This is a genomic window from Helicobacter bizzozeronii (assembly GCF_900196775.1).
Lineage (GTDB): Bacteria > Campylobacterota > Campylobacteria > Campylobacterales > Helicobacteraceae > Helicobacter > Helicobacter bizzozeronii.
This window is the reverse complement of sequence record NZ_FZLB01000016.1, coordinates 44,838-71,497: the sequence shown is the minus strand read 5'-3', so window position 1 is coordinate 71,497 and position 26,660 is coordinate 44,838. Positions and strand designations below refer to the sequence as shown.

At 46.9% G+C, this 26,660-nt stretch carries 30 protein-coding genes and 1 tRNA gene; 18 read left to right on the top strand and 13 right to left on the bottom strand.

Annotated features, from left to right (window positions below; translation table 11 throughout):
• Positions 1-238: 238 nt before the first annotated feature.
• The 4 genes from C5684_RS02450 to C5684_RS02435 all read right to left on the bottom strand — a co-directional run bounded on the left by C5684_RS02450 (position 239) and on the right by C5684_RS02435 (position 3,503).
• A tRNA-Ala gene (locus C5684_RS02450) sits at positions 239-315 on the bottom strand.
• Between the two features lie 34 nt (positions 316-349).
• The gene (locus tag C5684_RS02445) at positions 350-1,045 is read right to left on the bottom strand and encodes a lysophospholipid acyltransferase family protein (protein WP_104639312.1); all 696 of its coding nucleotides are present in this window, start codon (positions 1,043-1,045) and stop codon (positions 350-352) included.
• Positions 1,035-2,123 carry a hypothetical protein gene (locus C5684_RS02440; protein ID WP_233708635.1) on the bottom strand — a complete coding sequence of 363 codons (1,089 nt, stop codon included), beginning with the start codon at positions 2,121-2,123 and terminating at the stop codon, positions 1,035-1,037. The genes C5684_RS02445 and C5684_RS02440 overlap by 11 nt, the downstream gene beginning before the upstream one ends.
• Before the next feature lie 3 nt (positions 2,124-2,126).
• Positions 2,127-3,503 carry a S41 family peptidase gene (locus C5684_RS02435; RefSeq protein WP_104639310.1) on the bottom strand — a complete coding sequence of 459 codons (1,377 nt, stop codon included), beginning with the start codon at positions 3,501-3,503 and terminating at the stop codon, positions 2,127-2,129.
• A gap of 96 nt (positions 3,504-3,599) precedes the next feature.
• Here C5684_RS02435 and C5684_RS02430 point away from each other — a divergent pair, with 96 nt between their 5' ends.
• The gene (locus C5684_RS02430; RefSeq protein WP_104639315.1) at positions 3,600-4,901 is read left to right on the top strand and encodes an anaerobic C4-dicarboxylate transporter; all 1,302 of its coding nucleotides are present in this window, start codon (positions 3,600-3,602) and stop codon (positions 4,899-4,901) included.
• Here the strand turns inward: C5684_RS02430 and nusA are convergent.
• Entirely contained in the window at positions 4,878-6,020 is a 1,143-nt protein-coding gene (gene nusA / locus C5684_RS02425) for a transcription termination factor NusA (RefSeq protein ID WP_104639309.1), read from the bottom strand. The two genes, C5684_RS02430 and nusA, sit on opposite strands and share 24 nt — an antisense overlap.
• A gap of 142 nt (positions 6,021-6,162) precedes the next feature.
• Between nusA and C5684_RS02420 the strand changes: the two genes are divergently transcribed.
• A complete protein-coding gene (locus C5684_RS02420) occupies positions 6,163-6,789 on the top strand; it encodes a tetratricopeptide repeat protein (protein WP_104639308.1) in 627 nt (208 codons plus the stop codon).
• Between the two features lie 6 nt (positions 6,790-6,795).
• Here C5684_RS02420 and C5684_RS09275 read toward each other — a convergent pair whose 3' ends face one another.
• Genes C5684_RS09275 through C5684_RS02410 form a run of 3 tightly spaced genes read right to left on the bottom strand, consistent with a single transcriptional unit; the run spans position 6,796 to position 8,610 of the window.
• Positions 6,796-6,951 (bottom strand): hypothetical protein, encoded by a 156-nt coding sequence (locus tag C5684_RS09275; protein WP_199764468.1) that lies wholly within the window; start codon positions 6,949-6,951, stop codon positions 6,796-6,798.
• Complete coding sequence (gene carA / locus C5684_RS02415) at positions 6,938-8,059, bottom strand: glutamine-hydrolyzing carbamoyl-phosphate synthase small subunit (RefSeq protein WP_104639307.1); 1,122 nt, start codon at positions 8,057-8,059, stop codon at positions 6,938-6,940. Before carA ends, C5684_RS09275 begins: the two co-directional genes overlap by 14 nt.
• Positions 8,059-8,610 (bottom strand): DUF507 family protein, encoded by a 552-nt coding sequence (locus C5684_RS02410; protein ID WP_104706766.1) that lies wholly within the window; start codon positions 8,608-8,610, stop codon positions 8,059-8,061. Before C5684_RS02410 ends, carA begins: the two co-directional genes overlap by 1 nt.
• 180 nt (positions 8,611-8,790) lie before the next feature.
• Here C5684_RS02410 and traF point away from each other — a divergent pair, with 180 nt between their 5' ends.
• From traF to hypD, 5 genes are all read left to right on the top strand, one after another.
• The gene (gene traF / locus C5684_RS02405) at positions 8,791-10,269 is read left to right on the top strand and encodes a conjugal transfer protein TraF (protein ID WP_104639305.1); all 1,479 of its coding nucleotides are present in this window, start codon (positions 8,791-8,793) and stop codon (positions 10,267-10,269) included.
• 3 nt (positions 10,270-10,272) lie between these two features.
• Positions 10,273-11,124 carry an ATP-binding cassette domain-containing protein gene (locus tag C5684_RS02400; RefSeq protein ID WP_104639304.1) on the top strand — a complete coding sequence of 284 codons (852 nt, stop codon included), beginning with the start codon at positions 10,273-10,275 and terminating at the stop codon, positions 11,122-11,124.
• A 67-nt stretch (positions 11,125-11,191) separates the two neighbouring features.
• Complete coding sequence (hypB, locus tag C5684_RS02395) at positions 11,192-11,920, top strand: hydrogenase nickel incorporation protein HypB (RefSeq protein WP_013889517.1); 729 nt, start codon at positions 11,192-11,194, stop codon at positions 11,918-11,920.
• Between the two features lie 10 nt (positions 11,921-11,930).
• Positions 11,931-12,164, top strand: coding sequence for a HypC/HybG/HupF family hydrogenase formation chaperone (locus C5684_RS02390; protein WP_013889516.1), 234 nt, complete (start codon positions 11,931-11,933; stop codon positions 12,162-12,164).
• Positions 12,151-13,272, top strand: a complete 1,122-nt coding sequence (gene hypD, locus C5684_RS02385; protein WP_013889515.1) for a hydrogenase formation protein HypD — start codon at positions 12,151-12,153, stop codon at positions 13,270-13,272. The genes C5684_RS02390 and hypD overlap by 14 nt, the downstream gene beginning before the upstream one ends.
• Here hypD and C5684_RS02380 read toward each other — a convergent pair.
• From C5684_RS02380 to C5684_RS02360, 5 genes are read right to left on the bottom strand one after another with little or no spacing between them, the layout of a single operon-like run.
• A complete protein-coding gene (locus tag C5684_RS02380; protein WP_041602889.1) occupies positions 13,256-14,101 on the bottom strand; it encodes a sulfite exporter TauE/SafE family protein in 846 nt (281 codons plus the stop codon). The two genes, hypD and C5684_RS02380, sit on opposite strands and share 17 nt — an antisense overlap.
• Positions 14,098-15,318 carry a hypothetical protein gene (locus tag C5684_RS02375; protein WP_104639303.1) on the bottom strand — a complete coding sequence of 407 codons (1,221 nt, stop codon included), beginning with the start codon at positions 15,316-15,318 and terminating at the stop codon, positions 14,098-14,100. The genes C5684_RS02380 and C5684_RS02375 overlap by 4 nt, the downstream gene beginning before the upstream one ends.
• Positions 15,305-15,499, bottom strand: coding sequence for a hypothetical protein (locus C5684_RS02370; protein WP_013891248.1), 195 nt, complete (start codon positions 15,497-15,499; stop codon positions 15,305-15,307). Before C5684_RS02370 ends, C5684_RS02375 begins: the two co-directional genes overlap by 14 nt.
• Positions 15,474-15,827, bottom strand: a complete 354-nt coding sequence (locus C5684_RS02365; protein ID WP_013891247.1) for a hypothetical protein — start codon at positions 15,825-15,827, stop codon at positions 15,474-15,476. Before C5684_RS02365 ends, C5684_RS02370 begins: the two co-directional genes overlap by 26 nt.
• Positions 15,827-16,510 carry a hypothetical protein gene (locus C5684_RS02360; RefSeq protein ID WP_233708634.1) on the bottom strand — a complete coding sequence of 228 codons (684 nt, stop codon included), beginning with the start codon at positions 16,508-16,510 and terminating at the stop codon, positions 15,827-15,829. The genes C5684_RS02365 and C5684_RS02360 overlap by 1 nt, the downstream gene beginning before the upstream one ends.
• 337 nt (positions 16,511-16,847) lie before the next feature.
• Here C5684_RS02360 and C5684_RS02355 point away from each other — a divergent pair, with 337 nt between their 5' ends.
• The 11 genes from C5684_RS02355 to nuoL are packed head-to-tail and all read left to right on the top strand — an operon-like array spanning position 16,848 to position 26,660.
• Entirely contained in the window at positions 16,848-17,240 is a 393-nt protein-coding gene (locus C5684_RS02355) for an NAD(P)H-quinone oxidoreductase subunit 3 (protein ID WP_013891245.1), read from the top strand.
• Complete coding sequence (locus C5684_RS02350) at positions 17,222-17,731, top strand: NuoB/complex I 20 kDa subunit family protein (RefSeq protein WP_006015822.1); 510 nt, start codon at positions 17,222-17,224, stop codon at positions 17,729-17,731. The genes C5684_RS02355 and C5684_RS02350 overlap by 19 nt, the downstream gene beginning before the upstream one ends.
• A gap of 8 nt (positions 17,732-17,739) precedes the next feature.
• A complete protein-coding gene (locus C5684_RS02345; RefSeq protein WP_006015828.1) occupies positions 17,740-18,537 on the top strand; it encodes an NADH-quinone oxidoreductase subunit C in 798 nt (265 codons plus the stop codon).
• Positions 18,537-19,766, top strand: coding sequence for an NADH dehydrogenase (quinone) subunit D (gene nuoD / locus C5684_RS02340; RefSeq protein WP_013891244.1), 1,230 nt, complete (start codon positions 18,537-18,539; stop codon positions 19,764-19,766). Before C5684_RS02345 ends, nuoD begins: the two co-directional genes overlap by 1 nt.
• On the top strand, positions 19,763-20,017 hold the full coding sequence (locus C5684_RS02335; RefSeq protein WP_104639302.1) for an NADH-ubiquinone oxidoreductase subunit E family protein: 255 nt from the start codon (positions 19,763-19,765) through the stop codon (positions 20,015-20,017). The genes nuoD and C5684_RS02335 overlap by 4 nt, the downstream gene beginning before the upstream one ends.
• Entirely contained in the window at positions 20,005-22,329 is a 2,325-nt protein-coding gene (locus C5684_RS02330) for an NADH-quinone oxidoreductase subunit G (RefSeq protein WP_104639301.1), read from the top strand. Before C5684_RS02335 ends, C5684_RS02330 begins: the two co-directional genes overlap by 13 nt.
• The gene (gene nuoH / locus C5684_RS02325) at positions 22,326-23,315 is read left to right on the top strand and encodes an NADH-quinone oxidoreductase subunit NuoH (RefSeq protein ID WP_104628913.1); all 990 of its coding nucleotides are present in this window, start codon (positions 22,326-22,328) and stop codon (positions 23,313-23,315) included. Before C5684_RS02330 ends, nuoH begins: the two co-directional genes overlap by 4 nt.
• Positions 23,316-23,325: 10 nt before the next feature.
• Positions 23,326-23,955, top strand: coding sequence for an NADH-quinone oxidoreductase subunit NuoI (nuoI, locus tag C5684_RS02320; RefSeq protein WP_006015842.1), 630 nt, complete (start codon positions 23,326-23,328; stop codon positions 23,953-23,955).
• Entirely contained in the window at positions 23,948-24,508 is a 561-nt protein-coding gene (locus C5684_RS02315; RefSeq protein ID WP_104639300.1) for an NADH-quinone oxidoreductase subunit J, read from the top strand. Before nuoI ends, C5684_RS02315 begins: the two co-directional genes overlap by 8 nt.
• Positions 24,505-24,807 carry an NADH-quinone oxidoreductase subunit NuoK gene (gene nuoK / locus C5684_RS02310; RefSeq protein ID WP_013891238.1) on the top strand — a complete coding sequence of 101 codons (303 nt, stop codon included), beginning with the start codon at positions 24,505-24,507 and terminating at the stop codon, positions 24,805-24,807. Before C5684_RS02315 ends, nuoK begins: the two co-directional genes overlap by 4 nt.
• Before the next feature lie 2 nt (positions 24,808-24,809).
• Complete coding sequence (gene nuoL / locus C5684_RS02305) at positions 24,810-26,660, top strand: NADH-quinone oxidoreductase subunit L (protein WP_199764467.1); 1,851 nt, start codon at positions 24,810-24,812, stop codon at positions 26,658-26,660.

Genomic DNA, 26,660 nt, shown 5'->3' with positions numbered 1-26,660 from the left:
AAGCCGCGATCTCCACTAAAGCTAGAATCCCCTAACTTTAGTTATGGGAGAGTATGTCAAGCACTTTGTAAGGGTGGGAAAGTAGGGCAAAACCCAGCAATAACCACCACTTTGACACACCATTGAAAATCTACCATGCAGATAGAGATACGGGTTGCGGGGGCACTTTTTGCCACAACATAAATGCTATTTATGCTTATTTAAAATTTCAAGATTCAAGCGGTCTAGGTTTTAAAGATGGTGGAGTGTAGGGGGCTCGAACCCCTGACCTCAACGCTGCCAGCGTTGCGCTCTCCCAAACTGAGCTAACACCCCAAAAATGCGATTATAGCATGTTCGCCCATAAAACTCAAGAACCCAGTTCTTGGTAATGTTGTAAATACGCTTGCTGCATACGCTCTTCTAATGCGGAATACCAATCCGTATTAAAATCAGGCTTGTAAGCCTCTAATAACACCATTCTTAAGCGCGTGTGTGTGGATTCTAGGGGCTTGCTATTAAAAATCTTGCGTGTGTTGATAAGCAAAATCGGCTGGATTTTGAGCTTGAAACGCTCGGCTAATAATTTTGCCCCGGGCTTAAAGGGTAAAAATTTCTCCCCACCCTGCCCCCTTGTGCCCTCTGGAAAGATCACCAAAGGCCGATCTTGTTCTAATTTTTCCTTAGCCATTTTGAGCAAAGAGGCTAATCCCCTCTTATCTTGCCGATCGATTAAAATCATCTGCGGGGTTTTGAGCGCATAGCCATAATAGGGCAAATCGCCTAATTCTTTTTTAGCCACCCAACAAATATTGCGTGGGTGGTAGCCCTCTAGGCAAATAATATCAATGATGCTTTGGTGGTTGAGCACAATTAAATTAGCACTCAAATCAAATTCGCCCACTTTTTCCAAAGGTGCGCCCATGAACCAAAAGAACGAGCGGCACCACTTGCGCGTAGCACGGCAATTATTATGCTTGCGGGTTAAAAAATTCATCAAAATAATAAAACCCAGCCCCAAACCCACGACCAAGAGGGCATAAACCCCGCGAATCCTATTCCACATTTGTTTTTTTCACCCAGCCAATTCTCTCATCTTGAGTCAGGATTTTATCATATTGCGCATGCGATCCGATAATTTTAACCGGTATGGAATGCGTGGTGATGGTCAGAATGGTCGAGTTGTCTGTGGGTAAAATCTTGATCTCCGTGTGGGGCAAGAGCACCGCATTTTTGTAACCCGAAAAGATATTCCACAACAACGCCCCCACCAAGAGCAGTGCCACCACCAAACTTGTATTTTTGTAGCGTGTAACAAAATACAGCACCGCCACAAATAGCAACAAAAACCCCAACACGAAGTTAGAAAACAAGAAAAGATTATTTTTGGGCTTGAGGTTGCTCTGCGTGCTGATGGTCTCCACAATGGGGATCAAGGAAAATTGCACGGGTTTGAATTGTTCTTGGTTGAGCGCAAAATAGCTAAAGGAGAGTTGGCGCATGCTCTTGGGTAAAATGCAATAATAAATCCCATGCGATTCGCCTATGCCAAAATGCGAACTCTCAAAGCCTTGCTTGGTCCCTCCCGGGATTTTCAAATCCTCTAAATTGGCCTCCTGTGCCTTGATCTCAAAAACCAAAATGTTATTTTGGCTGTCATATTCTTTCACCTTGTGGCTCACCACTTGGAAATCACGCGCCACCACACCGACATAATTGGGATTTTGGGAAAGATTCACCACTTGCAAGGGGATGCTAGGGACGCTGGAAGTATCCACAAAGCCTTGTTCTTGCGAAAACGCACTCACTTTAAGTGCAGGAATTTCGGCATGGAGCCCCATCACCTTGTATTGGTAGGTCGCACTAAAATTATCATTACCCAAAGACTTCCACTGGGGGGTGAAGTTTAAGCGTTTGAGTTGTTTGGGATTGGGGATTTTAAGCAACTCCGCACCTAGAAATTTGGCTTGTGAGAACAATAGCAAATCATAAGTAATGGAGATAGTCTGCCCCACATACACGGGCTTACTGCTCAGTTCTTGGGCATTCAAGGCTTTTAGGTAGATGACCTTAGCCTTCTCAGCACTTGGATTGGTCCAACAAGGCAGGAGTGCTAAAAGCACAAAGAAAAAAAACTTCAACACAGCTTACTTTTTAGCAACCTCTTTAGAGGCCATGAAAATATCCCAAACTTTTAGCATATCAATCCCAATTTTAAGCTGGATATCCTCACTGATGTCTTTGGCGCTCACCACGCTCTCCTTACCCTCTCCTTTGCCCTGTTTGTTGTTCTTTTGATCCTTAGCATTGAGTTCTTGGAGCTCTTGTTGCAAGTGGTGTTTGAGATCCGCCTCTTTCAAACTAAAGCTGTTTTTATCTTGGGGCACGGGACCAGCAGGGATCACGATGTCAGGTTTGATGCCCACGGCTTGGATGGTGCGCCCACTGGGCAAGTAATAGCGCGCAATGGTGATTTTAATCGCTTCCTCCTTGCCCACTGGGAAGGTGGTTTGCACGCTCCCCTTACCAAAGGTGTCTTCTCCAATAATGATCGCACGCTTGTGATCTTGCAAGGCCCCGGAGACAATCTCGCTGGCACTGGCTGTCCCGCTATTGACTAAAACCGTGATGGGCAAGTTCGCATAAGGGGCGCGGCCATTGGCGCGGTATTCGATGTCCTCAGATTGCACCCGCCCTTTTTGGGAGACAATAACCCCATGCTTGATAAAGAGATTGGATAGATCGATGGCTTGGTTGAGCAACCCACCCGGATTGGAGCGCAAATCCAACACCACGCCCTCTAAGCGGTGGGCTTGCTTGGCCTTTTTAAGTTCAGCCATGGCACTTTTAACCACATTGCGATCAAAGGAATTGACGCGTAAGTATAAAAACTTCGTGCCCTCAATCCACTTGGCATGCACGGATTTAATTTTGATAATATCGCGTAATATTTTGACGACAATGGGCTTAGGCTCAGACTTACGCACAAGGGTTAGCTCAATGGGGGTTTTGGGCTTGCCCCGCATTAAATTCACTGCATCATCAATGCTCATATTGAGCGTGCTCTCAGCATTGATTTTTAAGATCACATCGCCTGCCTTGATCCCGGCTCTAAAAGCGGGGGTATCATCTAGGGGCGCGATGACGGTTAGCGCACCATCGCGAATCCCCACGGTGATTCCTAGCCCGCCAAACTCGCCATCGGTTTGGGCTCTAAAATCGCGGAATTTCTTAGCGGTCAAATAGGAGGAATGCGCATCCAAGTTACTGAGCAAACCATCGATGGCTTTATCCACGATGTCATTAATGCCCACCTCATCGACATAATAATGCTCGATCTGCTCCACCACATTGGAAAACTTTTTGAGCGCATTGAGCCGCTCTTGGGTGGTGGGCTTGCTATTTTTTTTGAGGTGCTTGCTGTGCTGTTGGGTTTGCACCTCTTCTTTAGCCTGCAAAGCATTGGTAACCAAAAACACGCCCAAGCACGACACGAAAAAACCCGTCATGAAAAACTTATTCATCACTTCCCCTAACACATTGATACTCAATATTTTATCTAAAACTCCTTTAGGTTATAATTTAAGTTTGCCATATTCTAGGCGGGAGCATGTGCGGTGTTGTTTGGATTGGAATTATTGGTGCTCTTAGGAGCCATCTTTCTAGGTGTGCGTTTAGGTGGGATGGGGATTGGCTATGCGGGTGGCTTGGGCGTGGTGGTTTTGAGTCTGGGCTTTGGGCTCAAACCCGGGAACATTCCTTGGGATGTGATCTTGATCATCATGGCGGTCATCGGGGCGATTGCGGCGATGCAACTAGCTGGGGGGTTGGATTATTTGGTGAGTCTAGCTGAAAAAATTTTGCGTAAAAATCCTAGATACATTAACTACCTAGCCCCCTTAGTAACTTACATGCTCACAATACTAGCGGGCACGGGGCACACTTCTTTTTCAGTGTTGCCCGTGATTGTGGAAGTGGCTAAGGGGCAAAATATCAAGCCCTGCTACCCGCTCTCCTTAGCTGTGGTTGCTAGCCAAATAGCCATCACGGCTAGCCCAGTTTCGGCTGCTGTAATTGCCATGAGTGGCTTTTTAGAGCCCTTGGGGGTTTCCTACCCGATCTTGCTAGCCATTTGCATCCCCACCACGCTTGCTGCCTGCTTGCTCACCTCCTTAATTGTCAGCACGCTTTTGTCCAGCCGCTTAAGTGAATCTTTTGAAAAACACGCCCCAAATACCCACACGCATAAAGAAGCCCCCAAGAGTGCTAAACTCTCGGTGCTCATTTTTGTTTTGGGCATTGTGGCGGTGGTGCTCTATGCAACCGCCATTTCTAAAAATGTGGGTTGGATCAAACCTGTTGTTTTGCACAGAGATGCGGCTATCATTAGCTTTATGTTGGGTATTGCAACCCTGATCGCGCTGTTTTGCAAAATCAAATGTGGCGATTTGGTACAAACCAGCACTTTTAAGGCGGGTTTGAGCGCGTGCGTGTGCGTTTTGGGCGTGGCATGGCTGGGGGATACCTTTGTGAAAGCCTATATCGATCCCATTAAAGCCCTCGCCTCCAACCTACTTAGCCACTACCCCTTTTTGCTCGCCGTGGGGTTGTTTTTGACCAGCATGCTCCTTTACTCCCAAGCAGCCACCACAAAGGCATTGATCCCCAGCGTGATTGTGGCCATGGGGCTAACCCCTGAACACCCACACGGGGTTTATATTTTGGTGGCTTCCTTTGTGGCGACTTCGGCTCTTTTTGTGCTCCCCACCTACCCCACGCTTTTAGGGGCGGTGCAAATGGATGACACGGGGAGCACACGCATTGGCAGATACATTTTCAACCACCCCTTCTTTTTGCCCGGGGTGCTGATGATCGCCCTTTCTGTGGGCTTGGGTTTTTTACTCGCCCCCTTGTTGATCTGAGGGTGTGGCGGGGGTTTTGCTAAAAAGGGATTCTAGCATGCTCAAGCCCACTTTTTCAGGCACTTTGGGCGCGCTTTCTTTGGGCTCTAACACATCAAAATCAATATCATAGCCGGTCAGCATGCACGCCAAACGCACATTCACGCCATTACGCCCGATCGCCTTGCTCTTTTGATCGCCATAAAGGGTTACTAGCGCGCTTTTTTTGCCCTCTTGAGCCAGCTTGATCTTGATCACATGGGCAGGGGATAGGGCGTTAGCGATGTAAATTTCAGGCACTTCATTATAATGCACGCAATCGATGTTTTCGCTACAAAGCTCCTTGCTAATGGCGTTGATCCGCACGCCCTTAACGCCCACGGTCGCCCCGATGGGGTCAATTTGGTTATTGAGCGATCGCAGGGCTAATTTGGCACGATCACCCGGGATACGCGCAATCCCCATCACCTCAATTTCTTTATCCGCAATTTCGGGGACCTCTAGGTGCAAAAGGGCTTCTAAAAATTTAGGCGTGGTGCGGGAGAGTTCCAAGATCAAGCCCTGCTTGCTGAAACGCACATTCTTTAAAATCGCGCGCACGCTATCGCCCACCTTGAAACTCTCGCCCTTGATACGGTTTTTAAGGGCAAGGACCGCCTGCATGTTCTCAATCTCAACATAGGTATTTTGCGCCTCATCCACGCTCAACACCACACCCTTAACGATCGTGTTGAGCATGGCTTTATACTTTTGGAAGTATTGGTCTTCTAGGCTTTTTTGGATATTAAATTCCAAATCCTTAAAAAGGGCATTGACCGCGCTGCGTTTCATGTCCTTCAAACTGATTTCATAGTGCAAAATATCACTGGGTTTTAAGGACGGGTCGTCTTTGTGCGCTTGGCTGAGTGCGATGGTGTTAGTGGGGTCTTGATCTAATTTGGGATCGCCATCAGCGCACACTTCCACCGCATGCAAGAGGGCTAAATCCTTGTTAGAATCATCGACCACAAAATGAGCGCGGGTGTCAATGCACTCCCTAGCCACCTTTAAAATGCTATTTTTCACCACATCTTTAATCACCTCTGGGCTCAAGCCTTTTTCATAGGCGATCAACTCTACAATGTCTAGTATTTTTTCCACTCTGTTCCTTATGATGTTGTCAGATTGTTTGGGATTGAAAGAAAGTAGCGGGCTATTATAGCAAAAACTCCTCTAAAATTGAAGGCTTGTGTTAGAATAGGGCGGTTAGTTGTGGCTGACGATTCATTTTTAAGGAGCAAACATGGTATTGGGTTTAAAACATTGGGCATGTGCGGCATTCTGTGGGGCGTTATTGGCCAGCACGCCTATATGGGCTCAAGATAATTTGATCAATCAGGGCAAGCAAGCAGAAAAACAGCATGAATACCATAAAGCCTTTGAGCTTTATCAAAAGGCAAGTGATCAGGGCGACCCGCTAGGCACGGCTTATTTGGGGCATTTGTACAAAAAAGGTAAGGGCGTGGCTAAGGACTACAATAAAGCCAAGCAGTATTTTGAAAAGGCAATTGAGATGAGCCAGGCTAAGGGCGAAGAGGGGAGCGCACCAGCCATTATCTTTGCCAAACTCCATTTGGCCAAGATGTATCAAGAGGGTAAGGGCGTGCCCCAAGATTATAAACACGCCTTCCAAATTTACCAGAATTTAGCCCTCGATTTGGCACGCCAGAAAGGCACGCTAGATTTACAAGCCCTCAAAACCAAGCACTATAACGCCTATGGGCGCAAAATGCTAGGGATTGTGCTCTACCACTTGGGCGAGGCTTATAAAAAGGGGTATGGTGTCCATGAGGATTCTCAAAAAGCCCTAGCTTTACTCAACAAGGCTGTAACTTTTGGGAGTCGCCACGCAGAAAAGGAACTCCACTAGCAAAATTTAAGATTTGCGAAACCGCGCCTCTAGGGCATCTAAATAGTGCCCTAACTCCTCAAGTTCTTGGACGACTTCTCCTAGATGGCCCTCCAAGTTAAGCAACTCTTCTTCAATTTCTGCGAACAAGATGGAAATCCCTTGATTATCAGGTGTTTGCATGACTTACCAACCTTGCAAATTCTTTAAAGATATACAACCCATCGCTAGGACCCGGGCTAGCCTCAGGATGGTGTTGCACCGAAAAAATCGGCGCATCTAGGTAACGCACGCCTTCAATCGTGCCATCAAAAAGGTTTTGGTGCGTGATTGTAGCCACTTGGCTGATGTGATCGCTCACACAATAATTGTGATTTTGCGCGCTGATCTCGATGCGTCTTGTGGCTAAATTGAGCACGGGGTGGTTGCTCCCATGGTGTCCAAAACGCAGTTTGTAGGTGGGGAATCCATGTGCGATGCTTAAAAGCTGGTGTCCTAGACAAATGCCCAACATGGGAATCTTAGCCTCTATGAGAGTGGCGATCTCTTGGGTGGCACGCGTGAGTTTGAGCGGATCGCCCGGACCATTGGAGATCAAAATCCCTCTAATTTCCCCCCTTTGATAAGCCTCAATGAGCGTGTGCGCCTTGCTATCGGGGGCAAAACACAGCGGTTTTAAGCCCACTTGCACCAAATTATTTAAAATATTTTGTTTGACTCCAAAATCTAACACCCCCACACAAAAGGGCGGGTTGAGGGTGGGGTAATCTAGTGCCCTAAAATCAAACACCCCTTGCGTGTTGGGTTTGGGGTGGGTCAGTGAGGGGATGAGGTGCAAATTAGCTATTTTGGTGGCGTGATCCAGCAAAGTTTGCAACTCATGCCTGTCTAAATCTTGGGTGGAGATGATCGCCTGCATCGCCCCCTCATCTCTAAGCATGCCCACTAGCGCACGCGTATCCACTCCGCTAATCCCCAAAACCCCATGTTGGTTTAAAAACGCCCCCAAACTCTGCTTGGCTCTAAAATTAGAATAACGCGTAGGGTAATGGCGCACCACCACCCCCGCACAAAAGTTGTGTTGGGATTGGCAATCCTGCCCATTGACCCCCACCACCCCAATCTCAGGCACGCTAAAGATGACAAATTGCCCGCTATAACTAGGATCGCTGATCACTTCTTCATACCCGCTCATCGCCGTGTTAAACACCGCTTCGCCCACCACGACCCCGGGCGCGCCAAAGCTCTGGGCTTCTAACAAAATGCCATTTTCAAATAGAATCCGCGCCATTACAAAAAGCCTTTGCGCCTCAATTCCTCCTCATACATGCGCTCAAAAACCAATTCGTATTCATCGCTACCCACAGGGAGCTTGCGTTTATAATGCTTGATCTTTTCGCTCACCTCTAATTCCACGCTTTCATAAAGCTTGGCATAGGTGTCGATGGATTTAAAAATGAGATTGCGGATCATATTTTCTGAAACAGAGAACATGAATAGGTCCTCATCTAGGATTTTTTCTAAAATCTGGTGGGAAAGGACATTACAGCGATCTTCCCAGCCCAGCACAAAATCCCTTTGGGCGGCTACACGCCTTTTAGCCTCCCAAAATAATTGCCGTTCATCCATGCGCATAAATTCAATCTCATCTAGTTTTTCTTCTAGCAGGTCGCGGACCTTGTGATCGATGGCACTCTCTTGATCCACATTGTCTTGCACCACTTGGTGGGTGAGTTGGGTTAAGCGTTCTAGCGTGCCTTTGAGTTCTAGTAAGGGCGATTGGATTAAATCTTGGGCGATCTTATTCACGATATAACGGACATGGTTGGCTTTCAATCTCATTTTTTGCCCCATTTTTAGAAAATAGGTTTCATTTTAGCCTATCTTAGGTTAAAGTCGATTAAAGAGGGGCGGGCTACTTTGGCGATCTAGGGTGGAATATGCTACAATCTAGGCATAACTGGTTTAACGCTGAGTAAATACTAAGCCCAAAGCTGGTTAATATTAGAGTAAAGGGGTTTTATGGCTGTTGTGTCTGCAAAAAGAGTGTTGTTTTATTGTGCTCTGGCTTGTGGAGGACTGGAAGGGCTTGAATTTGGCCAAATGGGGGATACCAGTTTTGGAATGGGGGGTGCTGGGGTCGCTTTAGAAAACTCCAGTTGGGGGCTTTACTATAACCCCGCACTCTTGGATATAGACTCCCGAACGAAATTTGGGTACAGCTTTGGGGCCTCTATAGGGCAGGAGAGTTTTTTAGAGTTAGTCTCCAAAGCACTCAGTGGGTCTGCCTTAGGTAAAAATACAGAAGCTTTAAATCAGTTATTCCAATCCCACGCTGAGGGCATGACAAAATTTATTACTGGTCAGAGTTCTAGCATTACGATCAATGCCAATGAAGGGAAGGCGGCTCAAACCCTAGTGGAGATGGCTAATCTCATCAACAATTCTATTAAGAGCAATGGGGTTCATTTGGCTTCTCAAAATGGCTTTGTGTTGCAAATCCACCCTAAAGTGAAACGCAAGGGGGGGATTGGGACTTTTGGGATCGGGATTTTTGCCAGTGCCTTTGTGGGGGGTAGCTTGTTAGTAAATCCCAAATATAACCAAATCATTATCCCCACCTCTATTATCGGTTTGCCCCCCATGCCCCCGGGTGCGCATGTGCCCCCCTTTATCCAGATTGGAGCAAGTAAAAATAGTCTGACTTTGAGCCAAAGCAACCAAAGAGATTTTTATAACTCCTCTTTGCTCTCACCCAATGCCAAAAATGCCGCAGCACTTAGGGGCTTAGCTATTGGGAGCGTGCCCTTTGGCTATGCCTATGGGTTTGATTTCCACAAAGGGGGCAAACTCTCTGTGGGTGTAGCCTTGAGGTATCTTTACACCCTAAGCTATGGGATGGGTTTAGCAGGGAATCTGCAGAGCTTAATTCCTCAGATAAAAGGCTTGTTGTCTAATTTTAGCTTTAATTTTAGTGATGTGGTGCAACAAAGCCACTTTGGGCTAGATTTGGGCACAGCTTACCGCATTAAGGGCTTTACGATCGGGCTTGTGGGCAAATACTTAAACGCCCCCAAAATCCGCTATAACTCGGCTATCTCGGATATGCGAATCGATCCACAGGTGCGTTTAGGGCTGGGGTATCGCTGGAAGTGGCTAAATTTAGCTGTGGATTTTGATTTGACCAACAATAAAACCCTCATGATTGGTAGGCGTAGCCAGATGATTGGTGGGGGTATCATGGCAAATTGGAAATGGTTTGGTATCAAGTTTGGGGCAATGGGGAATGTTTCTAAAGAGGGGCTCCATGAGGGCGTGATTTTGACCGGGGGCTTGCGCTTCTTTAGAGTGTTGGATATTTCCGTGCAATCCAGCCTCAAGATGATTGCCTTTAACAACTTAGATAGCTTAGGGGGTTCAGGAGGTTTCTTAGGGGGTCTTAGCAACCTCAAAATCCCCACTTACTTAGCCTTCCGTATTGGCGGGGGTTGGGAGTGGTAGCCCTTGCTCCATATCGAGTTTAGCAAACAGCTAGAGGGGGCTAGGGGTCCTTTTGAGCTAGAGGCTAACCTAGATTTAAAAACCCAACAAATTAGCGTGCTGTGTGGCCCCTCGGGGGCGGGTAAAAGCTCCTTTTTGCGCATTTTAGCCGGATTGGAGTTAGTCCAAACGGGCTATATCCGTTTTAATGAATCGGTGTGGCTGGATACCACTAAAAAAATTTGTCTCCCGCCACAAAAACGCCCCTTGGGCTTTGTCTTCCAAGATGGCGCGCTTTTCCCGCATTTAAATGTCTATGAAAATATCATTTTTGGCAACCCACGCCACCAAGCACGCATTGAGGAAGTGATTAGCCTAATGGGTCTAAAAGGGCTTTTAAAACACCCCACCCCCATGCTCTCAGGCGGGCAAATCCAACGAGTCGCCCTCGCACGGGCGTTGGTGCGTATTTTAGACCAACAAAACGCCCTTTTATGCCTAGATGAACCCTTGAGCGCTTTGGATGCGGATACACGGGCGCATTTGCAAGAACAACTCAAATACATCAGCGCGCATTTCAAGCTCACAACTTTAATCATCACCCACGATCTGCTAGAAGTCCACAAACTCGCCCACAATTTGATTTGGATTGAAGAAAAGCCCCAAAAACACACATGCCTTATGCGTGATTTTAAAACCCAAGAGGGGCTATGCGCACGGGTGCTAGAGATTAAGGGGCAGAGTGTGGAATTGGTTTTAGAAAGACAAATTATTTCCTTGCCCCTTAATTCTTTACAAACACCCCCAACCTTAAAAGAGGGGGATTTATGGGCGTTGATCCCCCAGCGTGCAGAACGGCTAGATTGGCATCCATAAGTTGGGGTGTGGGTATTAGATTTAATCTTTTGTGCTAGCATGCACCAAAAATTCTTAGGAGTAACACATGCTAGACACTAGAACCCAATCGCTCAATAACAACCCTAATTTGAGCAAAAAAGATGTCAAGGTGGTCGAAAAAATCTTAAGCAAGAATGACTTAAAAGCGTTGGAGATGAAAAAACGCTACGCTCAAGACGGGCTGTATGTGCTTAATTTTATGAGTTCGCCCGGCAGTGGTAAAACCACGCTATTAGAAAATCTTGCCAGCTTTGTGGATTTTAAATTCTGTGTGATTGAGGGGGATTTACAAACCAATCGCGATGCGGACAGACTGGTTAAAAAAGGCGTGGCCGCCCAGCAGATCACCACAGGTGAGGCGTGCCACTTGGAGGCTGCCATGATTGAGGGGGCTTATGATATCCTCAAACAAAAGGGGGCGATCGCACAAAGTGATTACCTCATCATTGAGAATGTGGGGAATTTGGTTTGCCCCTCTAGTTATAACTTGGGCGCAGCAATGAATATTGTTTTGCTCTCCACGCCTGAGGGAGATGATAAGGTGCTTAAATACCCCACGATGTTTTTATGCGCCGATGCGGTGGTGGTGAGCAAGGCGGACTTAATGGATGTCTTTGGCTTTAGAGTGGCACAAGTACAAGAGGACATGGACAAACTCAAACCCCAAACGCCCATTTTTACCTTGAGTGCCAAAGACCCTAGCTCTTTGCAAGCCTTTAAGGACTTCTTGGTCCAAAGACGCGATCAAAATTACCAATCCGAGCATTCGTTTTAGGGAATCTGAAGTGTGTCTAGCCATCCCCTCTAAGGTGATCGCCATTGAGGGTAGCACCGCCCTTGTAGAGACCATGGGCGTGCAACGCGAGGCAAGCTTGGATTTGATGGATGAACCAGTAGATGTGGGGGATTTTGTGCTCTTGCATGTGGGGTTTGTGATGGGCAAGATAGACCAACAAGATGCCCAAGAGTCCCTAGCCCTTTACCAGCAAATGATCGCCAACATGGATGATGACTCCTAATCTCATCGATGCCTTTAGAAATCAAGATGTGATTTTGGCTTTCATAGCCAAAATCCAAAACCTAGCCCAGCAACTCCCCCCGCCCCTACGCCCCCTAAACATTATGGAAGTGTGTGGGGGGCACACGCACACGCTAATGCGCTATGGATTGGGCACGCTCCTAGAACCCGCATTAAATTTTGTGCATGGTCCGGGTTGCCCTGTGTGTGTGATGCCTAAATTGCGTATCGATCAAGCCATCGCTTTAGCGTGCATGCCCAATAGCATTGTTGTAACCCTAGCCGATCTCATCAGAGTCCCCGGAAGCCAAGCCAGCTTACAACAAGTCAGAGCACAGGGCAAAGATGTGCGTTTTGTCTATAGCCCCTTGCAAGTTTTGCAGATTGCGCAAGATAACCCCAGTAAAAAAGTGGTTTTTATTGCCATCGGTTTTGAGACCACGACCCCTATGAGCGCAAGCTTAATCCAGCAAGCCCAAAAACGCCAACTTAATAATCTCTTTTTCCATCTAAACCATGTGCTCGTGCCCCCCAGTGTGCGCGCCATTTTAAATTCTAAACACCAAATCCATGCGCTCATTGCCCCCTCCCATGTGAGCGTGATCAGCGGGGCTAAGATTTATGCGCCTTTTGTGCAAGAACACCAACTCCCCGTTGTGGTGGCTGGGTTTGAACCAGTGGATATGCTGGAGGGGATTTACATGCTCTTAAAACAAGTGCTAGAAGGGCGCACCCAACTAGAGATTCAATATAGCCGTGTGGTGAGCATGCAGGGCAACTTGAGGGCGCAAAATTTAGTTGGAGAGGTGATGCAACCCCGTGCATTTGCATGGCGTGGATTGGGGGAAATCCCCTTTTCTGGAATGGGTTTGCGCCCCCGTTATGCCAATTTGGATGCCGAGATTGTGTTTAAAGAACACCTACCCCAAACTGCCCGCCTTGATCATAAACTTTGTTTGTGTGGGGATATTTTAAAGGGCGTGCTCAAACCCCTTGATTGCTCCCTTTTTGGCACGGCCTGCACCCCCACCCACCCCATTGGCGCATGCATGGTGAGTTCTGAGGGGGCATGTGCGGTCTATTATCGCTACTCTAAACCCATGCCTTGATCAACTGGTATAAAGTTGCCATAATGCTTAGGGCGTAAATGCAAAGTAGGAGGATTTTATGAATCCGCTCATTGGCTAGTAAAATGAGTTTGATTCCTATGCCCACCCCCAGTAGCGCGCCTAGCCCCGTGATCGATCCAGCTTGCAGGGCGCGATCGTCTAACACGCCGGAGTGGTATAAAGAGATGACCCCTGAAAGCGAAGAAAAGATCACAAAAAAGAGCCCCAAAGGCACGATCTTTTGGGTGCTATACTTTAAAAAATAGCCCAAAAAAGGCACCATTAAAATCCCCCCACCCATCCCCAGAGGGATAGAAAAAATCCCAGTTATCAAGCCAGCTAAGGCTAAAATCCCATGTTTCTCGCTAATCCCCCATGTAAAGGATTTTGTAGCCGTAAAATTTTGGGGCTTAGAGTGCATTTTAAAATGCGCATTAGAATGATCGGAAGTGTCCGCATGGCTGAAAGCATATTTGATAAAAGTGTAGCACACCACCACCACAAAGACTCCCATCAAAATGCGATCGTCAATCCACTTGAGTAAAAAGCTCCCCAAGATCGCCCCCATCAATCCCCCAATGGCAGCAAAAAACCCCTCTTTTAAATCCAACAAGCCCTTTTTATAATTGATGATCGAGCCAATTAAAGAGGAACAGAGCATTTGGGAGAGAGAAATCCCCACTGCATGGCTGTAGCTAAAGCCGGCAAAAATAGCCGCAGGCACGACAATCTCGCCCCCACCAATGCCAAAGAAACCCGCTGTAACACCCGTAAAGAAGCCCACCAAAGCCAAGATCAAGGCTTGTATCCAATCAAGTGCTGCGCTCATGGTTCCAGCAAGGGGGTTTGGCATAAGTTATGTTGCACGCATGCAAGCCTAAGTTTCTCTAAAAGCGGGGTACTAAGAGTTTGCATGGGGATTTGTTGCTTGTCTCTCTCTTGGTTGTAATACAATTTTTCTCCTATTTTGTGCGGGATTTTAAGATCATCTTGGGCTAAAAACACCTCATAGTATTGGCGTAAATAAAATTGATCTTGAATAGCTTGGAAAATAAGGTATCGTTGGATGGCTGACTTGGTATTTATTTGGATTTTTAACAAAGACTTCTCACATGAAAGCTCAATGCTAGGTTCTTTTGTGAAAGCTTGCAAACAAAACCCCTTGCGCACCTCTTGCCCATGGAAAATCCCCAAGCAAAAAATGCTTTTATTTTTGTCTTGGAGGCTGTCTATGCCTAGCAGATACTTTTGTTGGTTAAAAATGAGGGCTTGAGAGACGAGCCACATTTTCTTAGAATTTGTTGGCATGCCTATTTGTTGGGCTATCTCTTTAAGCCAGGGGTCAATGTGGGCGCGCATTTGCTCAAGGCTTAGGGGTTCTTCTTGGCGTGCCTTTAAACAGGGTTGGCTGTGTGGGCACTCTGTTTGCAAACGCGTTAAGAGTGTGTCGCTGATGTCATCCATTGGGATTTGAGTCGGGCTATACTTGGAGCTATAATACAAAGTGGCACTCTTGATCCCCACTCTAAGTTTGTCATAGAGTGGGGAGATGGAGGTTTGGCTAGGGTAGTTTTGGCGATAAAAGCGTTGCAAGAAAAAGGTTTGATCTTTTTGAGTAAAAATTAGATGGTTGTATTCTAAATGCCCACTCTGCTCCCTGCTAAACTCAATGTGCAATAACCCTTTATCTAGCCAAAAGGGACTAATATACCAACCCTTAGAGCGCGTGCTGACTAGACAAAAATTTGTATGGAAATTAGATCGGGTGCCCAAACCCACACAAAACCCGTTTTTGCTGTAATCTTGATTGTGTGCAGCATAGCCAAAGAGAACAAAGGGATCGGGGGTCTTAAACTGGATAGTGCCCTTGACAACATAAGAGAGGTAATCTTTTGGGTTTAGCTTAGGATTTGGGGCTAGTGCTTTAGATAGCTGCGTACCCAAAGTGTCTAATGCACTAGAATAGTCTGTCAGGCAGGCGCAAGGTTGCGTGTTACCCCAAGTAAGGCAGAGCACTAAAGCCCATGCCCACTTACTCAATCCCATGTTTCTCATCCCATGTTTGGCAGTCATGTTTTTTATAACAATGATCCTCTAGTGTGTCTAGCACGCCATTATCAATTGCGTCCATATAAATTTTCTTGATATAAATTTTCTTGCCATCGCGTTTTTGGCGATAAAAGGGATCGGGCTTGTCTTCATCAATAGTGCCGGTGTAGCTGTACAAAACATAGCGATCGCCCTCTTGCTTGAAGAGCAGAGTCTGTGATTTGAAAGCTGATATTAAAGCACATCAAGCGCATATTTTCCTCAGCAACCAACAAACGCATCACAACACCACAATACAAAGTCTTCCCTACATAGGCTCGACTCACCTCTAGGATATGGGCTGTTTTAGAATAGTTGCCCCCATCGGGGTCAAAATTAGAATCAAGCTTTTGGGCAAAACGCTCTATTTTGTTATAAGAGGTATTATAAGCACACTCCAAGCCCCATGCCAAATTAACTAGAAGGCACAAAAGCCCTAAAACCCTCCCCACTCTTAGCCTCGCCATTAATCCTCCTTGCAATACCCCTTATCTTCGCAACGCATCACTAAGTCTTCCAAAATATTTTCTTCCATGGTGTCCATGAAAATTTTCATGCGATCTCTCTTTTGGCGATAAACAGGATCGATTGGGTTGTCGTTGTTTTGGACATCGAGTGTTGTCAAAACATAACGACCCTTAAAGGGTTTAAAAGTAAAGTGCGCGCGGTCGATGCCATTTTCTCGACCTATCGTATCTGCCTCATCAGCGCATGCCTGATAGTCCTCACGCAAGTGCAAGAGAACTGCATCTTTTTTAAACTCCATGTCAATGATAGATAAGGGAGATTCATTGTTTAACATCAGGCAAGAGCCCTTATACCACTTAGTCCCCCGACTAAATCCAAAACACATGAAGCTCAAGTCAAGTCCAGCCGTCGGACCACCATGGGAGGGATTATAGTTAATGATTTTGCCGGCCTGATAACCACGCACCACAGCCCCGCAATAAGTGATCCCACCCACCACGGCTTGACTTTTCTCTAGCACATATTGCACGCCCCATGTACTTTGGTCATTATCCTTAAATTTTTTCGCAAAATCACTTGCAACATCGAGCACAGCGTCCCAATGGTAATTTGGGTTAGTCTTACAACCCAAACCCCACGCCACATTAACCAAGAAACACAAAAGCCCTAAAATTTTCCCCACTCTTAGCTCCACCATTAATCACTATCGCTTTTGTCTTGACAATATCCTTTATCAAGGCAACGAAGATACAAGTTCTCTATGATATTTTGATCCATTTTAATCCATAAAAATTTGTTTGCCATCTCTTTTGGTAACCCAAGATATGGGGATTTGTAGCATGTTTGTGCTTGTATTTTGGTTACAAGGTGCATGCAAGATTTAAAGGCAAGCGATAGGCATAAAGACTGGTATGGAAAAAAACTTAAAAATGTTTTATAGGTTAGGAGGGTTTTCAAAGTTTTAATTAATTAAATTATGCTTTAATACTCATTTAGATTGGTTTAGTTGGAGTTAGTGTTTGCAAGCAGAAGGCGTTGTAGAACACCCCTATTTTGGGGTCTTTATCTTATTGGTCTTTAGTTTCTTGGTCTTTAATTGGACTTTAAAAATCCAGCGTTATATCAGCCGTGCTTTAGCCAAACGCAAGAATGAAAAACTCAAGCTTGCGCCCTATGAATGCGGGCCCATTGCTCTAAAGCAACAAAACCGCATCTCCCACCAGTTCTATGTGATGGCGATGCTCTTTATCCTCTTTGATGTGGAGATTGTCTTCATGTTCCCGTGGGCGTTGGATTTTAAAGAATTGGGCTTTTTTGGCTTTTTTGAGATGTTGAGCTTTCTTTTCTTGCTCACCATTGGCTTTATCTATGCTTTAAAGAGAGGAGCACTCGAATGGCACAGCATGAAATAAGTTATTTGAAAAATAGCGGGTTGCCCATTGCTCTTAGCACGCTAGACAAGCTTTTAAACTGGGGGCGCAGCAACTCGCTTTGGCCCCTCACTTATGGGTTGGCATGTTGTGCCATTGAGATGATGGCGACCGGGGGCTCGCGTTTTGACTTTGATAGATTTGGCACGATCTTTAGAGCCTCCCCCCGCCAGTCCGATGTGATGATTATCGCCGGGACTTTGACCAAAAAGCATGCCGAATTCACCCGTAGGCTTTATGACCAAATGCCCGAACCCAAATGGGTGATCTCAATGGGCTCATGTGCGAACACGGGGGGGATGTTTAACACCTACGCAACCGTGCAGGGCGTGGATCGCATTATCCCCGTGGATATTTACTTGCCCGGGTGCGCACCCCGCCCAGAGACCCTGCAATATGCCCTTATGGTGTTGCAAGATAAGATCCGCCGGGCTAAAGCCCTCCCCACCCCTAACCCCAAACGCTTGATCTAAGGCTGATAATGATTAGAAAACAACGCCCCAATGCCAATATGCAAAGGCAAGTGCATTATTCTGATAGGTTCCATGTCGTCCCTGACACGCCTAAGAAATCTTTGATTGGCACGCCCTATGAGGTGATCTACAACCATTTGAGCTATTCTTACCCGATTTTGCAACACTTTTTAGAATTAGATTGTGCGGTCTTTTGGGTGCAAAAAAGCGACTTGGTCGGTGTAGCGGGTTATCTTAAACGGCTGGGGTATGAAACCTTGAGCGAGATGAGCGCAATTGACTTTTTGGAAAAAAGAGGGGAGTTTGAGCTATTTTACCAGTTTGTGTCCTTTGCCCCTAACTTTGCGGGGAAACGGCGGGTGCGCTTGAAATGCACGCTCTTAGAGAACGAACAAATGGACACTCTCAGCCATCTCTTTAGATCGGCTTTGTGGAGTGAGAGAGAGGCTTATGATATGTTTGGGATCATCTTTAAAGATCACCCGCATTTGTGCCGTATTTTAATGCCCGAGGATTGGGTGGGGCACCCCTTGCGTAAGTCTTATCCGCTTAAGGGGGATGAACATGCCGCTTGGTATGAGGTGGATAAGATTTTTGGCAAGGAATACCGCGAAGTTATTGGACCCGAGCAAAGAGATAGCGCACGGGTGGATGAAAAAGACACCTTTAACTTCTCTAAGATCGGGCATGAACAATCTAAGGGTTTGCCTTTGGAGGATAACCCCAGTAAATACACCTTCCAAAAGTCCTTGTTTGTCAAAGACTTACACACAAAAGAGCCCACAGAGCTTAAAGAGCGTCCCTAATGGCACAGATTTTTACCAAACTCAAACCCCAGTTTGAAAATGTGATCTTTGAACGCGATGATGACCAAATGGTGATCAACTTTGGTCCCCAACACCCCTCATCACATGGGCAACTGCGTCTGATCTTAGAGCTGGATGGGGAGAAAATCATTAAAGCCACGCCTGATATTGGCTACTTGCATCGGGGTTGTGAAAAGCTGGGCGAGAATATGATCTACAATGAATACATGCCCACCACCGATCGCCTTGATTACACCTCATCAACCAGCAATAACTACGCCTTTGCCTATGCGGTGGAAAAACTCTTGGGGCTAGAAATCCCCCGCCGTGCCCAAGTGATCCGCACGATTTTATTAGAACTAAACCGCGTGATCTCCCATGTGTTTTTCTTAAGCGTGCATGCCCTTGATGTGGGCGCAATGTCGGTGTTTTTGTATTGCTTTAAAACCCGTGAATATGGGTTAGACTTGATGGAGGATTATTGCGGGGCACGGCTCACACATAATGCGATCCGCATTGGGGGCGTGCCTTTGGATTTACCGCCTAACTGGCTAGAGGGTTTAAAAAAATTCATCCAAGAGGTCCGTGAGATGCACAAACTCATTAGTGGCTTGCTAGATAGTAACCGCATTTGGCGCGCACGCTTGGAGAATGTGGGCACGCTCACTAAAGAACAGGCAAAGTCGTGGGGGGCGAGTGGGATCATGTTGCGCGCGACTGGGATCGCCTATGACATCCGTAAAGAAGAGCCCTATGAACTTTATAGCGAACTGGATTTTGATATTCCGGTGGGCAACCACGGGGATAGCTACGATCGCTACTTGCTCTATATGTTTGAGATCGAGCAATCCTTACGGATGTTAGAACAGCTGATCCCCTTGTATGCACCCACCAACACCACGATCATGGCACACGCCCCCCACTATATCAGCGCGCCCAAAGAGGATATCATGACCCAAAACTACGCCTTGATGCAACATTTTGTCTTAGTAACCCAAGGGATGCGCCCGCCCAAGGGCGAGGTTTATGCCCCCACCGAATCGCCCAAGGGCGAGCTGGGCTTTTTTATCCATTCAGAGGGTGAGCCCTACCCTTATCGCCTCAAAATCCGCGCCCCGAGTTTCTTTCATATTGGATCGTTGCAAGATGTTTTGGTGGGGCAGTATCTAGCCGATGCGGTTACTATCATCGGATCGAGTAATGCCGTCTTTGGGGAGGTGGATCGATGAGGCGTTTTGATTTACGCCCTTTAAGAGATGAGCCCAATGAGGCGGTCTTGAATCGCTTAGGGGCGATCATGGATGCTAGCGTGGCTGCAGATGAGGTGGTGATTTTCATGTTAGAAGTGGTGGATTTTGATATTGTGGAGCAGAGTGCGGAATTTATCCAAAAAAGGGGCGATCTCTTGCTTAATTCTTTGCGGTTTAACCGCGTAGATTGGACTTTAGTGGTTAAAAAGGCTAGTGCATGCCAAGCGTAGAGATAGACGGGCAAACCATCGAGTTTAAAGAGGGGCAAACCATCTTAGAGGCCGCTAGGAGTGCGGGGGTGTATATCCCGGCTATTTGCTATCTGAGTGGGTGTTGCCCCACCGTGGCGTGCAAGATGTGCATGGTGGAGGTGGATGGCAAGCGGGTTTATGGTTGTAACACCAAAGCCAAACCCAATAGTAAAATCTGCACCAACACCCCCGCTATCAAAGCCGAGCGCAAGATGATCATGCAAACTTACGATGTCAATCACCCCCTAGAGTGTGGGGTGTGTGATAAAAGCGGGGAGTGCGAGTTGCAGGATATGACCATGCGCATGCAGGTTGAAACCCAGCCCTTTAGTGTGCGGGATAACTTAAAGCCCTTTGCCTTTTGGGCGCAAGCCTCTTACGATCCCAATTTGTGCATCATGTGCGAACGCTGTGTAACCACTTGTAGCGATAATATCGGGGATGCTAATTTAAAGGCAGTGAAGGCGGATTTGCACGCCCCGGATAAATTTAAAGCTAGCATGCCCAAAGACCCCTTTAGCGTGTGGAGTCGCAAACAAAAGGGGATGATTGGCTTTGTAGGCAACACCCCTTGTTTTGATTGCGGGGAGTGTATTTCTGTGTGCCCGGTGGGCGCGATTGTCTATAAGGATTTTAGCTATAAAGCCAATGCTTGGGAGCTCAAACACATCGACTCCACTTGCATGCATTGTGCGGCAGGGTGTTTGATTGACTATGAGGTGCGCCATTTTGACACTTTAGGTGAGGATCAAAAAATCTTCCGTGTGGGTAATGACTTTTACCATAATCCCATCTGTGGGGCGGGGCGTTTTGCCTTTGATTGTTCCTCGAGCAAAAAGGGTAGCCCGGACTTATTAGAGGCGGTGCAACGATTCAAGGAGGCTAAATCTGTATTAATCGGGGGCGATTTGCTCAATGAAGAAGCCTACTTGATCGAATACATGCGTGCCAAATTGGGCTTTAAGCTTTATAATGAGCCCGTGCGTCTGTTCCAAGAGTTTTTAAACACATTTGGCATGCCTTGTGAGAGTGTAGAGAGTATTAGAAGTGCCAATGCGATTTTCACCCTGGGATCACAAATTAGAAACGAAAACCCGCTCATCAAATACGCCATCTCTAATGCGCTCAAGGTCAATAAAGCTAGTCTAATTTACGCCCATCCGATCTTAGATCAAGACATCACCAAGATTTGCCGCAGTGTGTTACCCATTTGCATGTATGGGGTTGAAGAATTGATTTTGGGGGCTTTGATGTTAGCTTTAGGTATCTCTAGCCCCTGTCTAGAGCCCATCTTGGCGAGCTCTTTTGAAGTCCCGCAAGTTTGCGACCTAGAAAAGCCCACCGAGCCTAAGATATTCTACAAATTATTCAAGGATAGCGAGCTTAGATTAGAAATCTATGACAAAATGCATAGCTTTTTAGGCAAGGCTAATCAAATTGCCCTCATTATTGGCAAAGAAATTTACACCCACCCCCAAGCCAAAAACATGGCTTTAATGCTCCAAGAGATCGCCAAGCACCCCAAAGTGAAGATCATCTTGATCCCCCCAACACCCAATGCTCTGGGCATCGCCTCCATCTGCCAACTAGACAAACAAGAGGGCTTAGAGAGTCCTAGCGTGGGCGTGCGCGCACGGGCAGATTACACCCTAGATAGTGATTTTAACCAAGCCCACCGGGTGGATTTTATTTTGCCTAGTTTTAACCAATTAGAGGGGAGCACCACCAATTTTGAAGGGCGTTTGTTGCCCCTAAGACCCGCACTCAAATTTGAGGGCTACGATCTAAGCGACATCGCCCAACATTTTGGGCTTTTGGGCGAGAGTTTAATAGATTATACCCACCTATTGCCCCAAGAAAAGGGTTACCAACCCATCGCCTATGATGATCTGCTCAATGCCTATAGCAATGACAAAAGCAATTTAAGGGGCTATACCCTTAAAATCCCCCAACAAGAAAGCCCCACCCAAGCCCAGCCCATTAGCCCAAACACACCCCTTGCTTTCAATGCCTATTGCCAATATCCCCAAAGCCAATTTGGCTTAGGCACTCTGTTTAGCCAAAATCTCCAGCTCAAAGAGGGGATTTATACCTCCCAAGCGTATTTGGAGAGTTTAGGGATTAAAGAGGGGGAGAATATCTGCCTGAGTTGTGGGGATTTAAAGCTAGAAGGTCCGCTGTTTGTCGATCGCGCCTTAGAACAAGCTGTATTCGTGGTGAGCCCCAGTTTAGACAAGGCAGGTATTTTCAAAGATGGCTGGTTTGCGAATTTACAAGTGGAGGGCGCATGAGCGCTTATATCATAGAGACTTTACTCAAAATCTTAGTGGTTATCTTGGTCTTTGCGGGCTTAGGGGCGTTTGGGACTTATTTAGAACGCAAGGTGTTAGCCATTTTCCAACGCCGACTAGGTCCGACCTATGTCGGTCCTTTTGGGCTCTTGCAAGTGATCGCCGATGCGATCAAGCTTTTCACCAAAGAAGATGTGATCCCCCAACATGCCAACCGCTTGATCTTTTCTCTAGCCCCCGTAATTGCGATGGTGAGTGCCTTTGTGTGCATGGCTCCCATTCCCTTTTTTGGGGATTTTACAATTTTTGGCTACACCATTAAGCCCATTATCTCGGATATTAATGTCGGTCTGCTCTTTTTCCTAGCGGTGGGCTCGGCAGGCATTTATGCGCCTTTGCTAGCTGGGCTAGCCTCTAATAGCAAATACGCTTTAATTGGATCAGCGCGCGCAGCTATCCAGCTTTTGAGCTTTGAGGTGGTGAGCACCTTGACGATTTTAGCCCCCTTGATGGTGGTAGGCTCGCTCTCTTTAGTGGAGATCAACAACTACCAAGCTGGCGGACTAACCCATTGGCTAGTCTTCAAACAACCCCTAGCTTTCTTTTTATTTTTAATTGCCAGCTATGCGGAGCTCAATCGCACCCCCTTTGACCTGCTCGAACATGAAGCCGAAATTGTGGCGGGCTTTTGCACCGAATATAGTGGCTTGCGTTGGGGTATGTTTTTCTTAGCCGAATACGCCCATCTTTTTGCCTTTTGTTTTGTGATCTCGCTGATTTTCTTTGGGGGGTATAATCCGTTGTGGATTATCCCGGGCGGGGTGATGATCTTGTTGAAAGTCTGTTTCTTTGTGTTTTTGGCGATGTGGGCGCGCGCGACCTTCCCCCATGTCCGTCCCGATCAGCTCATGCGTGTGTGTTGGAAGATCATGTTACCCTTGTCTCTAGTGAATATCCTCATCACGGGGCTTGTGATTTTGCTTTAAAGGAGAGTGCTTGGCAAAACAAACTTATAAGTGGCTCAAAGACCCTCCCCAAGAGGACAGCGCACCCAAAAAAGTATGGGGCACGCTCAAATCTAGCTTTGGGTTAGACCTCTTTAAGGGTTTGGGCTTGACGATCAAGGAATTTTTTAGCAAAGAGGTTACCATCCACTACCCTATGGAGGTCTTGCCCTTAAGCCCGCGTTACCGCGCCGTGCATCACTTGCAACGACTCTTGGATTCTGGCTCGGAGCGTTGCATTGGGTGTGGGTTGTGTGAGAAGATTTGCACGAGTAATTGCATCCGAATCATCACCCATAAGGGCGCAGATGAACGCAAACACATTGATAGCTACACCATTAATTTAGGGCGGTGCATTTATTGCGGATTGTGTGCAGAGGTTTGCCCAGAGTTAGCGATCGTAATGGGGCAACGCTTTGAAAATAGTAGCGTGCAACGCTCCCAATTTGGGGGCAAGGCGGAGTTTTTAACCGATGTGGCGAGCGCTAAAGATCATAGCCATGTGGAATTTGCTGGCTTTGGTGCGCCCAGTGTAGATGCTAGCCAACGGGTGCAACAAACGCCCCTAGATTATGCCAGCAAAGAGGAACAAGCCAGCCAAGAGGAAAACAAAGATGCTTGATACAATCGCCTTTTACTTCTTTGCAATTCTCACTTTGAGCATGGCGTTAGTGGTGATCACCACCAAAAATATTTTATATGCCATGAGCGCACTGGCTGTAACGATGGTCTTTGTGGCTGCCTTCTTTTTCTTGCTCAATGCGCAGTTTCTAGGCGTGGTGCAGATTTTAGTCTATGTGGGGGCGGTGATTGTGATGTATGCTTTTGGCATGATGTTCTTTAATGCCTCTGAAGAGGTCTTTGAGCGCGCGCATGCCCCTAAGTTGGCGTGGTTTTTGGCTGGGGGTGTGGGCTTGGTGCTGGTGTTGGCTTTGGGCGCGCCGGCGATCAATGACCATGTGAGCGCGCAAGCGTCCTATTATGCCAAAGAATACCACGCCACACAAGACTTGCTCACTAACCCCAAAGATGTCCCCCAACTCAAACTGCTAGGCTATGCCCTCTTTGGGAAGTATTTAGTTGTTTTTGAAGCTGGGGGGCTGATGCTCTTGGTGGCGTTGGTGGGCGGTATAGCCAGTGCTTTAAGAAAAAGCCATTTAAAGGATGAGGCGTGATCACACTGGGGCATTACTTGGTTTTTGCGGGGCTATTGTTTTGTATTGGGCTAGCAGGGCTGTTGAGGCGTAAGAATATCTTAATGTTATTTTTTTCCACTGAGATCATGTTAAATGCCATCAATGTCGCCCTAGTCGCCACCGCACACTATATCCACAACATACAAGGGCAAGTCTTTGCCCTTTTTATGATTGCCCTAGCCGCTAGTGAGGTGGCGGTGGGTTTAGGCTTGGTGATCTTGTGGTTTAAAAAGCACAAAAGCCTAGATATAGATACACTCAATAGCATGAAAGGCTAGAGATGGATGCGTATTGGCTCTTATTAGCGGTGTTGTTTTTGCCCTTAGGCGGGGCGATCTATGCGGGGCTTTGGGGGGGGTGTCGCCGGCATTTGCATGTGGGGGTGGTTAATTCCTTGCTCTTATTTGTGTCCTTTTTGAGTACTTTGGTGTTGTTGATTCAGGCACTGCAAGGCTATTCCTATCAGGCGTTTTTGCTGGATTGGATCAACATGGGGGATTTTCGCATCGGGTTTTCTTTCATGCTCGATCCCATTAACGCCGTGATGATTGTGGTCGTAACTTTGGTTTCTTTCTTGGTGCATGTCTATTCCATTGGCTACATGCAACATGACAAGGGCTATAACCGCTATTTTAGTTATCTCTCTGGCTTTGTGTTTTCCATGCTCTTTTTGGTGCTGAGTGATAATTTTTTAGGGCTCTTTGTGGGCTGGGAGGGCGTGGGGCTATGCTCTTACCTCTTAATTGGTTTTTGGTATCACAAGAGTAGTGCTAATAGCGCCTCCATTGAAGCCTTTGTGATGAATCGCATGGCGGATTTGGGCATGCTCATGGGCATTTTGTTATTGTATTGGAGTGTGGGATCGCTCCAATATTCTGTTGTCTTTGCTAATATTGGCTCAATCGACCCCTATGTGCTCTTTTGGATCGGGGTCTTGCTCTTTGTGGGGGCGATGGGTAAGAGCGCACAATTCCCCATGCACACTTGGCTAGCCAATGCGATGGAGGGTCCCACGCCCGTATCTGCCTTGATCCATGCCGCCACGATGGTTACAGCAGGGGTGTATTTATTGGTGCGCGCCCACCCGCTTTATAGTGCGATTCCCCAAGTGGGTTATGCCATTGCGTGTTTGGGGGCGTTTGTGGCGTTATTTGGGGCGAGCATGGCTCTAGTCAATAAAGATTTAAAGCGCATCATCGCCTATTCCACGCTCTCCCAACTAGGTTACATGTTTGTAGCCGCCGGATTGGGGGCTTACTGGGTCGCCCTCTTCCACCTCTTCACGCATGCCTTTTTTAAAGCCCTCTTGTTCTTGGGGGCGGGCAATGTCATGCACGCCATGCACGATGAGTTAGACATTAGCAAAATGGGCGGGCTTTACAAACCCTTGAAAATGACCGCCATTTTTATGATTATCGCCTCTGTGGCGTTGTGTGGGATTTACCCCTTTGCAGGCTTTTTCTCCAAAGATAAAATCTTAGAAGTGGCTTTTGGATCGGCTCATCATGGGCTCTTTTTGGCTCTACTCATTGGAGCACTCTTCACCGCCTTTTATAGCTTTAGGCTCTTGATGTTGGTTTTCTTTGCGCCCAAAGTGCATAGCATCGAGCACCCCCATGAAGCCCCCAATTTCATGCTCACTGCCATGTTGCCCCTTGTGATCCTAGCCATTATGGCGGGCTTTTTTGAACATTCCTTTTTTAATTTTGTCTCCCAAGCCATCAGCGTGCCCTCCTTTTTGGATTACTACCCCTCTAAGGGGCTGTTGGTGGGCTTGAGCCTTGTTTTGGTTTCTGCAGCGATCATCTATGCCTTTAAAAAATACCAAAAAGGCATTATCTGCAAAGGCAAGGGGCATGGCTTTTTTTACAACTTGCTTTATAACCAATACTATATCCCCCAGCTTTATGCGTGTTTGGCACGGGGGTTTTTGCGTTTTTGTCTGTTCTTGTGGCGTCAGGTGGAGGTGCGCCTGCTCGATCAGTTGATCGATGCGTTGGTGAAAATCCCCGCCTTTGTGGGCACTTTAATAAGACCTATGCAAAGTGGGAATTTGAGCGCGGCTTTAAGGTGGATGGCTCTTGGGGTGTTGGTGTTCTTGGTGTGTGCTTTGTTGAGATTTTGGAGTTAG